16 protein-coding genes, 1 tRNA gene and 1 pseudogene are annotated in these 15,127 nt (G+C 51.7%); 3 read left to right on the top strand and 15 right to left on the bottom strand.

All coding sequences use genetic code 11. The annotated features are described in order from the left end of the window. Position 1: 1 nt before the first annotated feature. The 4 genes and pseudogenes from AC0YOB_RS10240 to AC0YOB_RS10225 form a co-directional block, all read right to left on the bottom strand. The gene (locus AC0YOB_RS10240) at positions 2–376 is read right to left on the bottom strand and encodes a GntR family transcriptional regulator (RefSeq protein WP_475792751.1); all 375 of its coding nucleotides are present in this window, start codon (positions 374–376) and stop codon (positions 2–4) included. A gap of 19 nt (positions 377–395) precedes the next feature. Continuing rightward, on the bottom strand, positions 396–572 hold the full coding sequence (locus tag AC0YOB_RS10235; protein WP_475768386.1) for a DUF6440 family protein: 177 nt from the start codon (positions 570–572) through the stop codon (positions 396–398). Positions 573–818: 246 nt separating this feature from the next. Then, positions 819–1,076 (bottom strand): annotated as a pseudogene (locus AC0YOB_RS10230) (IS110 family transposase); the annotation flags it as partial. A gap of 1,063 nt (positions 1,077–2,139) precedes the next feature. Then, positions 2,140–2,619 (bottom strand): hypothetical protein, encoded by a 480-nt coding sequence (locus AC0YOB_RS10225; RefSeq protein ID WP_475792750.1) that lies wholly within the window; start codon positions 2,617–2,619, stop codon positions 2,140–2,142. A gap of 154 nt (positions 2,620–2,773) precedes the next feature. On the opposite strand from AC0YOB_RS10225, the gene AC0YOB_RS10220 reads away from it, so the two are divergent. Next, positions 2,774–3,145 carry a M48 family metalloprotease gene (locus tag AC0YOB_RS10220; RefSeq protein WP_475792749.1) on the top strand — a complete coding sequence of 124 codons (372 nt, stop codon included), beginning with the start codon at positions 2,774–2,776 and terminating at the stop codon, positions 3,143–3,145. 83 nt (positions 3,146–3,228) lie between these two features. Then, a complete protein-coding gene (locus AC0YOB_RS10215) occupies positions 3,229–3,507 on the top strand; it encodes a hypothetical protein (RefSeq protein WP_475792748.1) in 279 nt (92 codons plus the stop codon). A gap of 249 nt (positions 3,508–3,756) precedes the next feature. On the opposite strand, the gene AC0YOB_RS10210 is transcribed toward AC0YOB_RS10215, so the two are convergent. The 3 genes from AC0YOB_RS10210 to nrdR all read right to left on the bottom strand — a co-directional run bounded on the left by AC0YOB_RS10210 (position 3,757) and on the right by nrdR (position 5,124). Then, positions 3,757–3,897 carry a hypothetical protein gene (locus AC0YOB_RS10210; RefSeq protein ID WP_475792747.1) on the bottom strand — a complete coding sequence of 47 codons (141 nt, stop codon included), beginning with the start codon at positions 3,895–3,897 and terminating at the stop codon, positions 3,757–3,759. A gap of 635 nt (positions 3,898–4,532) precedes the next feature. Beyond that, a tRNA-Ala gene (locus AC0YOB_RS10205) sits at positions 4,533–4,605 on the bottom strand. Between the two features lie 48 nt (positions 4,606–4,653). Further along, on the bottom strand, positions 4,654–5,124 hold the full coding sequence (gene nrdR, locus AC0YOB_RS10200) for a transcriptional regulator NrdR (protein WP_210037426.1): 471 nt from the start codon (positions 5,122–5,124) through the stop codon (positions 4,654–4,656). A 108-nt stretch (positions 5,125–5,232) separates the two neighbouring features. Here nrdR and AC0YOB_RS10195 point away from each other — a divergent pair, with 108 nt between their 5' ends. After that, positions 5,233–5,451 (top strand): alpha/beta-type small acid-soluble spore protein, encoded by a 219-nt coding sequence (locus tag AC0YOB_RS10195; RefSeq protein WP_210037425.1) that lies wholly within the window; start codon positions 5,233–5,235, stop codon positions 5,449–5,451. A gap of 68 nt (positions 5,452–5,519) precedes the next feature. Here the strand turns inward: AC0YOB_RS10195 and AC0YOB_RS10190 are convergent, their stop codons facing one another. The 8 genes from AC0YOB_RS10190 to pstB form a co-directional block, all read right to left on the bottom strand. Next, on the bottom strand, positions 5,520–6,098 hold the full coding sequence (locus AC0YOB_RS10190; protein ID WP_475792746.1) for a lytic transglycosylase domain-containing protein: 579 nt from the start codon (positions 6,096–6,098) through the stop codon (positions 5,520–5,522). Then, positions 6,098–6,694 (bottom strand): dephospho-CoA kinase, encoded by a 597-nt coding sequence (gene coaE, locus AC0YOB_RS10185; protein WP_475792745.1) that lies wholly within the window; start codon positions 6,692–6,694, stop codon positions 6,098–6,100. Before coaE ends, AC0YOB_RS10190 begins: the two co-directional genes overlap by 1 nt. Before the next feature lie 23 nt (positions 6,695–6,717). Next, positions 6,718–7,410, bottom strand: coding sequence for a sporulation membrane protein YtaF (gene ytaF, locus AC0YOB_RS10180; protein ID WP_475792744.1), 693 nt, complete (start codon positions 7,408–7,410; stop codon positions 6,718–6,720). A gap of 135 nt (positions 7,411–7,545) precedes the next feature. Continuing rightward, positions 7,546–8,409: a DNA-formamidopyrimidine glycosylase gene (gene mutM, locus AC0YOB_RS10175; RefSeq protein ID WP_475792743.1), complete on the bottom strand. Its 864-nt coding sequence runs from the start codon at positions 8,407–8,409 to the stop codon at positions 7,546–7,548. A 106-nt stretch (positions 8,410–8,515) separates the two neighbouring features. After that, positions 8,516–11,167, bottom strand: a complete 2,652-nt coding sequence (polA, locus tag AC0YOB_RS10170) for a DNA polymerase I (protein WP_475792742.1) — start codon at positions 11,165–11,167, stop codon at positions 8,516–8,518. Between the two features lie 270 nt (positions 11,168–11,437). Then, positions 11,438–12,559: an EAL domain-containing protein gene (locus AC0YOB_RS10165; RefSeq protein WP_475792741.1), complete on the bottom strand. Its 1,122-nt coding sequence runs from the start codon at positions 12,557–12,559 to the stop codon at positions 11,438–11,440. Between the two features lie 77 nt (positions 12,560–12,636). Beyond that, a complete protein-coding gene (locus tag AC0YOB_RS10160) occupies positions 12,637–14,145 on the bottom strand; it encodes a GGDEF domain-containing protein (RefSeq protein WP_475792740.1) in 1,509 nt (502 codons plus the stop codon). Positions 14,146–14,353: 208 nt separating this feature from the next. Beyond that, positions 14,354–15,118, bottom strand: coding sequence for a phosphate ABC transporter ATP-binding protein PstB (gene pstB / locus AC0YOB_RS10155; RefSeq protein WP_475792739.1), 765 nt, complete (start codon positions 15,116–15,118; stop codon positions 14,354–14,356). Between the last annotated feature and the right edge of the window lie 9 nt (positions 15,119–15,127).

Below are 15,127 nucleotides of genomic sequence, written 5' to 3'. Positions count from 1 at the left end.
ATTACTCCTCCACATAGAACAGCTTTAATAACTCGATGAGTTTTTCAACAGGAATACCATTTGTGCGCCCAATATCTGCGGCTTCCTGTAAAAGTCCCTCAGCCCGGCGCTGGATTTCTTCTTGATAGAATTTTTTGTTTTGTGCCGATACAAAACTTCCCCGTCCTACGGTAGTCTCTATAAAACCGTCCCGCTGCAAATCCTCATAAGCTTTTTGAACAGTAATCACACTGACATGAATAGATTTTGCCATAGAACGCATAGATGGAATGGGGTCACCTGTCTGTAGTTCACCACTCATTATCATAGCTTTGATCTGTGATGTTATCTGTTCGTAGATAGGCTTACTTGTATTGCTGCTAATAATAATCTCCATGTAAGCACTCCGTTTAAGATTATTTTTTTAGTAAAGGTTTTCCGTCTGTATCAAGTAAAACTGTAAGCCCTGATCCTACATTAGGGAATATAGCTAAGAGATATTGCACTCCAGTTTCTTTGTCGGTAATGACTTGTGTCATTACTGCACTTTCAGCTTGAATATGCTCTACTCCAAATCTTGTTTCTTTTTTCATAATCCTCCTCCTTACTTTTCGTTTTAAACACTGTCTTCCGGTAAAAATTCATCCCTACAACCTGTACTATATTGTACTTATACAATAAGTACAATATAGTACACTCAATTACAATTGTCAACTTTCTTATAAAATCTTTAGACAGAGACATTTAATTTTTTTTCATAAGTGTAGATAATCAAGGTTAATCCGGTTTCCTGCTTGAACAGGTGGAAATACCTGTAAAAGCCGGTGTGGAAGAGTATCGTGCCCTGTCGGCTCCATACCAATGATGAGCCTTTTTAAACGGTGTTTCTGTTGTAATCCATCGATCCATCGTTCTAATTTTTCGAATCCTTCCATTGTATTTGAGAATGATAGATGTCGTTTACTCAGTATGATGCCGCGAAAATTAGTTGCTTGTGCTACATGAGTTTCCTTCGCGATATCTATACCCACAACAAGGTGAGATGTAGATATTCTTTCAATGCGTTGATTTTGTCCGGCTGATTGCTTAAACTTCATAGTAAGAGCGCCTCCTTGATGGTGTTGGGTTATTAAACCTTTCAACAAACCCATCATACAGAGGCGCTCCTTTTTTGACAAAGGCCAAATCTTAGGCCCTACAGGAATGTTTAGCGTAATCCCTGTTCAATAAATTAAATACAGAATTACCCCAATCCACGACCCGGTCGCCGCGCCGAAACGACAAGCTGCCGAGCTGCCGCACGCGCCAAAGCCGGTCAGACTTGCATGATTCGCCGCCTTTTACGGCCGCGGCTTCTGAGCGGCTTCCTTGCGGGCCTCGTCCGGCAGCGAATACGCGATTTTGCCGGTAACCGTCGTGACTCCACCACCCTGAAATCAAGGTGTGGGCTATTGCTGTGTATGTAGCTGTTCAAACCCAGCTGTACATATGTATCAAATACCCTATTTTGTGAAGATGAAAAAGGATCTGCCTGAGCAGCTGCGGCGAATCTTTTTAATTTCAACTATCGGTACCCGTTAGCGTAACGGCAAAGGAGCAACTGCCACCGGCAAGCTGCTCCAAGATGCGTTGAACTATCGTACCCGTTAGCTCAATAGTTCTTCTTTAGAAATATAAGAAAATCATCCAGTGCTTTCGTCGCCAATCGAAAATGTTCCGACTCTAACTGAGTGTATAATATAAGTTCTAATTCATTATCCAAGTCGAAAAGCCTGGTTGAAAAATCGGGTATAGACTTATCGGACATTAGTGCCGTATTCAATCTACTTTGAAGTTCATCGATACCGAATTCCTTTTTCTTAAAGCGTTCGACTAGAAATTCGAATTGTTGGTAGCTAATTTCTTCTCCCCCTATCTGCGATTACCGGTGTCTCTAATGAGCTAACGTACCCGTTAGCCATGGAGCTGCTGCCGCCGGCAAACCGCTCCAAGTTTGTCGTTCATGCTCCGGACAAGGAAGAGAACCCGTATATGCATGATAGCCCCTCAAACGAATAGCACGACCCAGACTGCATCCGACTTCGCGACCTTCAACAGATTGAGTGGCCACGCCCACGGCGATGAGGGAATAAGCAGAGTTTTTCATTCGCGATCCTCCCTCTACGCTCGGGCAAAATGCTTCATTTGCGATTCCGTGAAGTAGGGCAAATAATTTGCAAAGATCGGATAGCTCGACCGGCTGCCGCCTTCCTCGTTAAACGTTTGCGTCAGGAGTAATTTGAATACGTCCGCCGCCAGCGGACTGATGTCGGGAAAAACGAACCAATAGTTCGTTATGAGGCTGTCGCCTTTGTCCAGCTTCATTGGATAGGTTACTTCCGATTCGAGGGGGCCGTTGGAGCTCGCGATGCTGCTGATCCATTTCTCGTGGAATTGATAAGCCGTACCGAGCAGGCCGAGCCAAGCCGATGTCATTCCGGTCAATACGGCGGGTCGACTCACGCTCACCGTTTTTAAGCCTGTATTGTCCGAGGAGCTCCCTCCGGAAGAAAACTCGACCGGCGAAGCCTTGGACGGATACACGTTGAGCTCAGCAGCGATATGGGTCTCCAAAAGGCTCCGGATGTGTTCATCGTTCAATCCGGCGGGATCTTGAACGCTTTTGCGACGAGGTTCTTCGGGCGAAGCTTCTTGTCGTGCTGTATTCCGACATCTTCGAGCTGCTCGAGCTGGGAAACGACGAGGAATTGACCTCGTTATAGCCCATGAGCTGGCGCACCTGCAGCGCAAACATGTGTTGAAGCAGATACTGATTTTCCCGGCGATGTGGATCCCGTATCTGGGCAACGCTTATTCCAGAGCGTGCGAGTACACGTGCGACCGTATCGCAACGGCTTACACAGGCAATGCGAATGCGGCCATTCACGCCTTGACGGTGCTCGCGGTCGGCAAGCAGCTGTTTAAACGGATCAACATCCCCGATTATTTGGAGGAAAGCTACCGGGAGCGCGGATTTTTCATCGCATGGTACGAGCTCCTGTCGACGCATCCTCCGCTTCCGAAGCGGATTACGGAAATATGGCAGTTTCATGCGCATCCGCAGCTGTTCGGATATGAGACCAGCCGGTTTGAAGCGGTAGAACCGCCAACGTCTATAACCATGTAAATGGATTCGTGTCCGGCATAAAACGCGTCCTTTTGTCTCATAGTAAGCAGGAAGGCTACGAAGGTATGAGGAGGTACACGACCATGGCGAAATACGATTCCAGCCTGCAATCGCAAAACCCGATTTCCCAGGCGCAAAATTCCGTCAATACGGCTCACAATGCGGTGACGAAAGCGCAAAGCCATCCGAGCGAGCAGCTGATTCAGCAAGCCGAAACGACTGTAGAACGTGCAGAGAACTCGATCGAGCAGGCCGGCTTCAGCCACAACCAGAAGGCAGTGGACGAAGCAAGGGCCGATCTGGCGGAGGATCAGGCGGCTTTGCAAAGCTTGACTCCTATGAAAAGCCCGGAAGAAACCTAAAAAGTATTGAGCGGTCGGAATGAAGAGGGAGTTCCCAATACCTGAAGCAAGAGACCTGTATGGCCGGTGTGATTCGCCGGTTGTCAGGTCTTTTTTGCCCGCCATTATCGGCAGCAACGGATCGCCTGGTAGTCACTTCGGAAAAGCTGTTGGGTAAGAAATTCTTTCGCATATTTTTCAAGTTCGTCTGGGTCAGTAATGGTCATCGTGATTGCGAAATAACTAGATATTATGGAGACAGATGGGAGGTTACATTGGGCCGGATGCGTCTTCTCGCTCGAGGCTCCGAAGCGCGCTTATGCTGCGCCAGTCGGCCAGACCGTCGATGGACTTACGCAAATCTGTCGCACCGGCAGCCAAATAAATCGATTGTATACCTGAGAGGCTCATTTTGACGCCGCCAGGGCAGCGATGACTTCGCGAAGCAGCTTTGGGTCCAAGCTACCTTGGATTTTCATGTGCACGGCTTCAACATGAAGGATGAGGGTGGAATCGGATGCGGTCGAAGCCGATTCACGATGGAGAGCGGAACAAAAAGAGCTGCTGCTTTGGGGCCTCGGGGGCGGGACGAGGGTTCAGGGTGCGTCCTTGGGCATTACACCAAGTTTTCATCGTCCGCTCGCTTCATAATCTGCGACGTGAGCGGCCCACTCTTGCCGACGCTGTTCTTTGATCGTCATAACGCAACCTCCAATTTCGTAACGTTGCCGTTATCTTCTCACAGATCCTGATCACCTTGAAGTATGCTATGTTTGACGCTTACCTGAGTACTTTTGGTCATAACCTTTTTACTGAAAAACTTACGGATTTTTATGTTTTTCCAATAACGCTTTTGGCGATATCGACAACTTAGCTAAGTCCTGTAATTTGTTTTTTTGTATTTGCTGTTGTTTTTGTTTTGTTTGTTTATTCCGTCCCCATTATCGTCCCCAAAACAATTTCAACTTGACCAAAAGATTTATGAATCATTTCATGGAAAACTAAAAAACCCTTGCTACGCAAGGGTTTCATCAAGATAGGGTGTATGGAGCCTAGGGGGATCGAACCCCTGACCTCATCGCTGCCAGCGATGCGCTCTCCCAGCTGAGCTAAGGCCCCGTGAATCATGGCGACAAGTAAGATCATAGCACAGGAAAGTTGTACCTGTCAATCGTTTTTCTTGCTGCCATTGGAGAGCAAACTGTTTAGCTCCTTCATGAACATGTCGATATCTTTGAACTGCCGGTATACCGAGGCGAAACGCACATAAGCTACCTCGTCCACCGGATACAGCTGCATCATCACCAGCTCGCCGATTTCGCGGCTTTGGACTTCGGCCTGGGCCGTTGTACGCAGCTCTTTCTCGGCCTCGGATACAATCACTTCAAGCTTCTCAACCGGCACAGGACGCTTCTCGCAAGCACGGATAAGACCGCGCAAAATCTTGTCGCGGTTGAACTCTTCGCGGCTGCCGTCTTTTTTGACGACAATCAGCGGGGTTTCTTCAATCATCTCGAACGTTGTGAATCTTCGGGTGCATTTCTCGCATTCGCGGCGGCGGCGGATCGACTTGTTGTCGTTCGCAGGTCTGGAATCCAATACTTTGGTTCCCGCGTAATCGCAATACGGACATTTCATCGGATTTGTTGACCCCCATCTTTGAAAAAGAATTTCCATACGTTTCCTGTAATGAAACTCGTGCAATCGCACATAATACTTGTACCAACCGCAAGGAGGTGAAAGACAATGAGTTCAAACCGCAGCAGCAACCAACTGGTTGTACCACAAGCCAATGCAGCGCTCGACCAAATGAAATATGAAGTCGCGCAAGAGCTGGGTATTACGATCCCACAAGACGGTTACTATGGTAACATGGCTACGCGTGACGCTGGCTCCCTTGGGGGTTACATCACTCGTAAACTGGTACAAATCGCCGAGCAATCCATCGCAGGTCAGTTTAAATAAGGTTCACAGGATTTATAATGGAAGCTTTGGCAGCCGCCCTCAGTGGCGGACCTGCCAAGGCTTCCTTATTATTTTGTCGCAAATTCAGGATAAAGCTTCTTGTATTTATTATAATAATAAATGACGCGCTGTACATAGTGGCGGGTTTCCCCATATGGAAGCTTGTCCACCGTCTCCAGCTTGCCATCCCATGTTCCCTCCGACATCCATCGGTTTACTGTCCCCGGTCCCGCATTGTAAGCCGCAACAACGGCATACGTGTTGCCCTTGAACTGCTGCAGAAGCGAGTTCAGATACCAGGAGCCAATTTCAATGCTGATGTCAGCGCGGCTGGCAATGGCAGCTTGGGTAACATTGGAGAATTTCCCCTTTTGCACAATCCAGTCGGCCGTATCCGGCATCAGCTGCATCATACCGATGGCACCTTTCTTCGATACCTTATTATTGCTGAAATTCGTCTCCACCCTTATGATAGCGGCCACCAGATGCGGGTCCAGCCCATAGTTGACCGAACTGATCTTAATGTCGGATTGGTAATGGATCGGATACATCCAGCGGTTCATCCAGTCGGATTTCAGATACAGCATTACCAGCACCGCAATAATCAGAAGCAGCAGTACACGTTTTTTAAATATCTTCCTCACCATCACGAAAGTCCTTGCTCACGCCAAAATTGTTCAATTTGCGCCTCTGTGTTTTCAAGTGAACCGCTATTGTCTATTACGAAATCCGCAAGCTTTCTCTTCTCTTCAATATCCATCTGCAGCCCAATGCGCTGCTCCGCTTGCTCTGCCGTCATGGAGTTGCGTGCCATCAGCCTCTCCATCTGCAGGTGGCGCGGTATATATACGACAATGACTCCCTTGTACAGGGACGCTTGTCCCGTCTCATACAAAAGCGGAATATCCGCCACAATCAGTCCGCCTGGGTTCTCCAGCTCAAAGGCATTCATTCGCGACCACATGGTCGCCCGGATCGCCGGATGCAGAATACCCTCAAGCATGTCCAGCTTCTCCCGATTGCCGAAGACGATCTTCCCAAGCTCTCCCCTGTTCATCGTTCCATCCGCATTCAATACGGCCTGCCCGAATACAGCCGTAATTTGCGCCAGCGCAGGCTCTCCGGGAAGCACAACTTCCCGGGCAACCTGGTCGGCATCGACAATTTTCGCTCCCCGTGCGGACAGCATGGCGGATACCGTGCTTTTGCCGCAAGCGATACCGCCTGTTAATCCAACTATCATTCCTTCACCTCATAATACCCCTTTTATAACAACCGCAAAATCCCCATCATAATCAGCATAATCCCCGGTAATACCGATAGTGCGCGCATTCCCCGCCAAGCTGCAAAACGAAACCCCAGCCGCATCCCGGCCAGCAGGAACAGTCCGCTGGTGGTTGAAATGATAAATGCCGTCAACAACGGCGACAAGCCGACCATGGCTGCGCCAAGTCCCGCTCCGAAGCTGTCGATCGAGAGGGCGAAGCCAAGCAGCACAGCCTCTGACGCCGAAATAATACCGGAGCGGTCCACATCCGCAATTTGCGGCGTCCGCAAAATTTGAATCACGATCCCCAGGCGCTTCCATTCCAGCAGCAGCACAGGCACAGCCGGCGTAAGTCCATTCATTTCCGCTGCTGAACCGGATGGTTCAGGCTCTTCCGGAACGCTTTCCTTGGCTTCCTTGCGTCTTCGCCATAATTGAAACAGAGCCCAGCAGCCGATAACCATCAACAAACTTGCGCCGATCCACTTGGCCGTCAGCGGCGACAGATGGCCTGTCAGCATGGAGCCGATCTGCATGGACAGCCAGACAACAAAACCCGAACAGAGAGAAATGATGACAATGGATACGACCGGTATCCGAATCCGTCGTAATCCGTACGTTACACCAACGCCGAAGCCGTCCAGACTGACGGCAAAAGCAAGCAGCAATAATGAAACGACATGTGCCAGCAACCGATGTCCCTCCCATAACGGCGACTGCTTCAAGCTTGCCCTAACCGCCAATCAATCGGCTTGGAAGCTGGTAAGCTGTGCATTCGCCCATTAACATGAACGGTACATCATATGCGGTTTCTCCCCAGTCGTGTCTTATTTGCGCGAGAGCCTGCCAGCTTTGGACAGCCTGGGTACAGGCTGGCAGCTCGTACAGATATGGGTGCCTCTGCCCCCTACCACAAGCTTCTCGATAAACTGTCCGCAGCGGCTGCAGGGTTCATTCTTCCGGCCGTATACGAGCAGCTCATGCTGAAACATTCCCATCTCGCCTTGTCCATTCACATAAGACTTGATGGAGGAGCCGCCTGTTTCGACCGCCCTCCTTAAGGTGGCGATGATCGCTTGATGCAAGCGCGCCCATTCGGCCGGTTTAATGGAATCCGCTGTCCGCTCTGGATGAATACCCGCCGTGAACAGCGCCTCATCTACATATATATTGCCAAGCCCCACGACATATTCCTGGTTCAGCAGCAGCGGCTTGATTTTGGTCGTCCGTTTAGCCAGCTTCTTCTTGAAAGCCTGCAGGGTAAAAGCATCATCAAGCGGCTCCATGCCGAGTTTGTTAAGCGGCGGCAGCGTGAGCTCCTCGCCCCAATCAAACAGATGCATCGTCCCGAACTGGCGGACATCCTTATAACGCAGCTCCGTATCATCGCTAAAATGAAAGACCACATGCGTATGCAGCTCGGATGGCTCCTTACGATCATAGACACCATAGCGCCCTTCCATACGCAGATGGGAAACAAGCACCAGACCATCAAGTATAATCCTCAGAAATTTCCCCCTACGTTCGACCGACTGGATCGTCCGGCCAACAAGCAGGGCTGCAAATTCATCCGGCGCTTTGGGCCGCTGTATAATCCGCGGCAGCGAAACGGTCACCCGCTCTATCCGCTTTCCCGCCACAAGCTGGTTCAGTGTCCGCCGAACGGTTTCCACCTCCGGCAATTCCGGCATTTCCTTCACCTCCGACACAACCGCAGGCATAAGCAGCACAACAGAAATCTATGCCCGAAGCCCCCGGTTGGTATTATAGTATAACCGATTCTTGACCCAAACCGCCTTATTTTGCTTCGTACCAATTCACTCCGTAATTGACGTCCGCCTTGAGAGGCACATCCAGCTCCAGTGCGCTTTCCATAACTTCCGGCACGAGCGTCTTCATCAGCTCGAGCTCATCCTCCGGCACCTCGAACACCAGCTCATCATGCACCTGCAGCAGCATGCGGCTGCGAAGCTTGCGCTCTTGCAGCTTCTCGTCCATCCGCACCATAGCAAGCTTGATAATATCAGCTGCCGTGCCTTGAATCGGCGTATTCATCGCCGTTCTCTCCGCGAAGGAGCGCAGGTTGAAGTTGGAGGCTTTGATATCCGGCAAGTATCTGCGGCGCTCCAGAAGCGTTGTCACATACCCGTCCTGACGGGCTTGTACCACAATATTGTCCATATAGCCCCGCACACCGGGGAAGGCTTCAAAATACTGTTCAATAAACCGGGCCGCATCCTTGCGTGTAATATTCAGGTTATTGGAGAGCCCAAAATCGCTGATTCCGTACACAATGCCAAAATTAACCGCTTTCGCCTGACGGCGCATGTTGCTGTCCACCTCTTCGGCGCGCACGCCGAACACATCCATCGCGGTCTTGGTATGGATGTCCATATCCTCGATAAAGGCTTCCTTGAGCTTCTCATCATTGGAGATATGCGCGAGCACGCGCAGCTCGATCTGCGAGTAATCCGCTGCCAGAATGGTCCAGCCCGGCTCCGACGGAACAAACGCTTTGCGGATGCGGCGTCCTTCCTCCAGCCGGATCGGAATGTTCTGCAGGTTCGGAAACTGGCTCGACAAGCGGCCCGTTGCCGCAATCGTCTGCCGGTAATACGTATGCACCATGCTGCTGTCGCGGCGGATTTCCTTCAGCAGTCCTTCAATATAGGTGGACTGCAGCTTCGCCAGCGTCCGGTATTGCAGGATGAGCGGTATGATCCCGTGGTACGGCTCCAGCTTCTCCAGGACATCGGCATCGGTAGAATAGCCGGTCTTCGTCTTTTTCATTGCCGGAAGGCCGAGCTTCTCGAACAAAACTTCGCCCAGCTGTTTCGGTGAACCGATATTGAATTCCATTCCCGCGTGCATATAAATATCGCTTTTACAGCGGGCGATTCCCTGCTCCAGTTCCTTGCCCAGTTCCTCCAGCGTGCCCGCATTGACCCGGATGCCCTGCTTCTCCATCCCTGCAAGCACAATGGCGAGCGGCTGCTCCAGCTCATAATAAAGCTTGCTCATGGCGCCTTCCTCCAGCGCCTTCTGCTGCAACGGCACAAGCCTGCGGACCGCATCCGCCTTGGCCGCCAAATGACGGGCCAATATCTCCCGCTCGGGAATGCGGAACTTGGCTCCCTTGCCATAGACCGACTCATCCGAATGGATGGCGGGAAGCTCATAGCGCTGCATCAAATAAACGAGCGTCTGGTTAGACTCCGTCGGATCCAGCAGATAAGCGGCAAGCAGCACGTCAAAATCGGTACCGCAAAGGTCAACGCCATTCCAATGCAGCGTCAGATCCGCTTTGTGCAGATCATAGCCGAATTTCCTTGCTTCCGGATTGCCCAGCCATTGACGCACGGGCTCGCCCGCCTCAGCCAGCAGCTCTTCCGAGGTGAGCACCAGAACCCGCTCCTCAACCGGAATCGCCAGCCCAAGCAGCAGTGCATGATGCGGATTATCGCCCACTGCCTCGATATATACATTCTCCGCTCCGGCCAGCAGTCCGCTCAGCTCAGATGGGCTCAGTTCATTCAAGGCCACGATATCGTAATTCGCCTCCGCAGCCACGGCGCTATCCGCCCCAAGCTCCGGCAGATCGAGGCGCTCCATGAGGGACCTGAATTCAAGCTTGCGGAAGGCATCCGCCAGCTGCGCCTTGTCGTAGCCGTTATAGGCCTCCACACCCTCCGCATTGTCCAGGGGAACCTCGCGGAATATGGTGGCCAGCTTCTTGCTCATTCGCGCATCTTCTTGATGCGCCGCGACCTTCTCCTTCATTTTACCCTTGAGCTCGCCGGCATGGGCAAGCACTTCCTCTACGGTGCCATACTCATGGAGCATCTTGAGCGCCGTCTTCTCGCCCACGCCAGGAATGCCGGGAATATTATCCGAGGCGTCGCCCATCAGCCCTTTAAGATCGATAATTTGCTGCGGCGTCAGGCCGTATTTATCCTTTATTTCCTGCGGATTATACCGCTCGACCTCGCTGACGCCCTTACGCGTCAGGGCAATCGTCACATAGTCGGAAGCCAGCTGCAGCATGTCCTTGTCCCCGGAGACAATCAGGGTCTCGACCTTCTGCTCATCCGCCATCCGCGTCAAGGTCCCGATAATGTCATCGGCTTCATATCCAGGCAGCTCAAATTGGGCAATTCCGAAGGAACGCAGCAGATCCTTGAGCACCGGAAACTGCTCGGACAGCTCCTGCGGCGTCTTGGCCCGTCCGCCTTTATATTCCTCATATCCCTCATGGCGGAAAGTTACCTTCCCCGCATCGAAAGCAACAAGCATATGCGTTGGCTTCTCTTCCTCCAGCAGTCTCAGCAGCATGGTGGTGAAGCCGTACACCGCATTCGTATTAAGCCCTGCTGAATTCGTTAACGGAGGCATGGCATAAAACGCCCGAAAGACAATGCTATTTCCATCAATCAATATCCATTTATCCATACGAAAGGCACACCTCACCTTGGTTTTCCTATGATCTATCATAGCATAAAGCGGGCATGCTTTCCCATCAAGTCTATGCTCAAACACGAACATTCCACATATTACAGTTTCCCGTGCTTCCACAAGCAAATCCGCAGTCTGAAAATATGAAAAACAGCCGCGCAACCGGGCTGTTTCCAATTTTTTATATTATCCGCAACAATCAGGGTGATTTAGGTATCCGCTTCCATAATTGTGGAGGCCGTGCACGCGTTACCGTTAATATTATCGCTAACCGATAGCCGGCTGCGGCCTGCCGAGCAGATAGCCCTGTGCATAATCCACGCCCATATCACGCATATGCTGCAGTTCTTCCTGCTCCTCAATCCCCTCGGCAACAATGGATATGCCCATTTTGGCGGCAAATTCAGTGAAGGTATGCACGATTTGCTCCTTCATGGCGTTCAGATGGATGCCATGAATAAGCGAACGGTCAATTTTGATGAAATCAGGCTGCAGCTCCACGATCGACTGCAGCGAGGAATATCCAGCCCCCGCATCGTCAATGGCGATTTGATAACCCTGGTTGCGGTAATGATCGAACATTTTCTTGGCCGCCCCAAAATCCTCGAAGGAGCTGCGCTCGGTAATTTCAAATACTACATTATGGGGCGACAAGCCGAAGCGCTCAAGCAGATACAGGGTTTGTCCGGGAGTGAATGATGGGTCGTTCATAATTTGCGCCGTCATGTTAATAAACAGCTTTTGACCGCTGGCCAGCCCTGTGCTGCCTTCAATAGCCCGCTCGCGGGCCAGCCTGTCCAATCCGTAAATCATTCCCTCCTCTGCCGCATAAGCAAATAACTGCTGGGGTCCTTCAAACCAACGCTTATCGGGAAAACGGGAGAGTGCTTCATAACCGTACACATCCCCGCTGCGCAGAGAATAGATGGGCTGATACACCGGGAAGATGTCACGGCTGTGGAGGAGCTGTTCGAATGCGCGGCGCTGAAGACTCCGCTCGGTAGCCGAAGCCCGCTGTCCGTGAACAATCGCCTGCTTGATCCCTTCATACCATTGATCCCCCTGCTCATCCCGCTTGCCCATAATGGAAACACCGGCATGCAGCTTCAGCTCCTGAACATCGCCATCGAATGAGTGATCCATGAAGCGCCTGCCCCACTCCCGCTTGAACCTGCTCCCGAGCTCCAGCAGCTGCTCCTCCAGCAATTCCTCGCGGGCTTCCGGAAGGGGCAGCCATATGTACAAATCATCGCGCATCCAGACGGAGCTGATCGCAAGCAGATTGGTCCTGTTATGCTGAGCGATGGCATGCTCGGCAAAAGCTCTCCAGCTGCTGTCGATGACCTGCCGGATATCAGTACGATCCTTTGCCTTGCCATGCCATGCCAAGTATATTATTCCTGTCGCTGCACTTTCTTCGGGACGTAAACTGTCTGGTGCTTCAAAGCTGTTATGTTGTCTCACGTCTACAATCGTTCCTCTCCCGGTTGCTTTTCAATAACGTCCCCTGAGATATAAGCGCTGCCTTTAATCGCCTTCGCCTGTTTTTTGAGTCGTGCTGCGGCTTGTGAAACAATCCCCGGTGTAATGGGGCAGTCTGCATCCCAGAGGAGCAGTGATAACGACAGGCTGACGCCTTCTTGCTCCACCTTGTTGCCGCTCCGGTCGATCACCATCGATACGTCGGAGCCGCCGTAATGGAATTTGACGCCTCCGTCGAACCGCTCCAGAATCTGTGTGCACAGCTTCTCCGGCTGCGGATGATCCGAGAGCACGATAAAATCATCGCCGCCGATATGACCGACGAAGTCGCCCTTTCCACCGTTCTCCCGGCCCGGTATTTCCTGCAGCACTTCAGCAAGGAACCGGATGAGCTCATCGCCCTGACTGAAGCCGAAGCAGTCATTGAACCATTTGAAATAGTCCAGATCGGCGTAGATCATGCAGAAAGGCTTGCCCGCATCAATGCGTCTTTTGATCTCCCGCTGGATGGCTCCATTGCCGGGCAGCCCGGTGAGCGGGTTCGCGGTCCGCGCTTCCTCGGTGCGCAAATTCGTCATGCACTCCAAAATGGACCGGATGGATGCCGCGCCAAGCAGCTTGCCGTCCCGCGTGATGGTCACCACATCATACAGCCGGGAGATATCCCGGCCCATGGCCATCTGAGCGACCTGTTCCACAGGCAGGTCGGCATCCACCACAAGCGCATCGTCGTCCATCATCTTCTCGATGGAACGGTTCCAATACAGCGGAAGACCAAACTGTCCTGCCAGCATCTGATGCATTTTTTCTTTCATCACAAGTCCAACAGGCCGTTCCTGATTGACGACAATCGCACCCTGAAGATGCTGATTTTCCTCAAACATCCGGGCTACCTCCGATACCCGCGCGCTTGTGCGGAAGGTCGGGATTGTTTTGGCCAGGGCGCCAATGGAGTAGGACATATCGCCGTCGTTATAGTCCAGACCATTCTCGACCCGCGGATACGGCCAGGCTTCGGCTTCCTGATAAGGCACCTCGCGGGCAGCTGCGCTTTCATCCCGCAGCCGGTACCGCATAACCGAGACAAGAGCTTCTTTAATGGCATGGTAGACCATCGCCTCTGCAGAGCGCCCGAGGCCCGATGGCAGTACCGAAGCGCTGCCGATGGCCATACGCTGCTGGCCCCTGCCCTCCGGGGCTGCGGAAACCACTTTTATCATCTGTTGACGAAGGGTATTGACCGCATTCTCCAGAAGCAGATCGAGTCTCTCATCCGACTTGTTGCGCTGAAAAAAGAAGAAGAAATCGCTCTCCATCCGGTAACGCCAGATCAGGCGCTTCTGCTCCGTCACCCACGTCTGGAGCGCTTCAAGCACTGCTGCTCCGCTCACCGGCAGGTGCATGATAATAACTCCGATTCCTCCATGATGCCAGCGCTCCGTAATACGGTGAATCATCGTGCGGTCCAACAGACCATATCCGATATCGTCCACAAGTATCCCTCTTTGGTTGGAACATTTTGACTGCTCTAATAGTTCAATTGTACCAGTCGTTTGTGAAATAAATATAGCTGCTTTGTTAACGTTATGTAAAAAAAGCAAAATAACCGGCTCTCATCCTCTGAGCTCCGGTTATGCGTATGAAATACAAGCTTATGGTTAAATCGTATGGCTGCAATGGCGCTTATATCCCAGCATCTTTTTAGCCAAAGCGCCCGGAGATGTAATCGTCCGTCTGCTTCTCAGCAGGATTGGTGAATATTTTATGAGTCTCATCGAATTCAACCACTTTGCCCATATAGAAAAAGGCGGTTTTGTCCGATACGCGCGCGGCCTGATGCATATTATGGGTCACGATCACAATACAGTAATCGCGTTTGAGCTCGGCGATCAGCTCCTCGACCTTGGAAGTGGACACCGGATCAAGTGCCGAAGCTGGCTCATCCATCAGAATCACCTTCGGTTTGACTGCAATCGACCTGGCGATGCACAGCCGCTGCTGCTGTCCGCCGGACAGGGCGAGCGCGGATTGGTGAAGACGGTCCTTCGTTTCCTCCCACAGCGCCGACTTGCGCAGGCAATCCTCCACAATTTCATCCAGCACTTTCTTGTTCTTGATGCCGTGGTACCGGGGGCCAAACGCAATATTCTCATAAATGGATTTGTGGAACGGATTCGGACGCTGCCATACCATGCCGATACGCTGGCGCAGCAGCACCACATCGACACCAGTGTCATTGATATTGATTCCGTCCAGCCATATCTCGCCCGTGGTACGGACACCGCCAATGGTATCGTTCATCCGGTTGAGGCTGCGCAGGAAGGTGGACTTCCCGCATCCCGACGGACCGATCAGAGCCGTAACCTCGCGTGCCTCAAAATCCAGCGACACGCCCTTGATCGCTTCCTTCTCGCCGTAAAATACACTCAGCTGCTTGGCTGACAATTCTTTTTCCTTGACATTCATGGAAAATGC

Source organism: Paenibacillus sp. JT31N17, assembly GCF_056269255.1.
The sequence above is the reverse complement of the archived record's forward strand: the minus strand, read 5'-3'. Positions and strand labels throughout refer to the sequence as shown.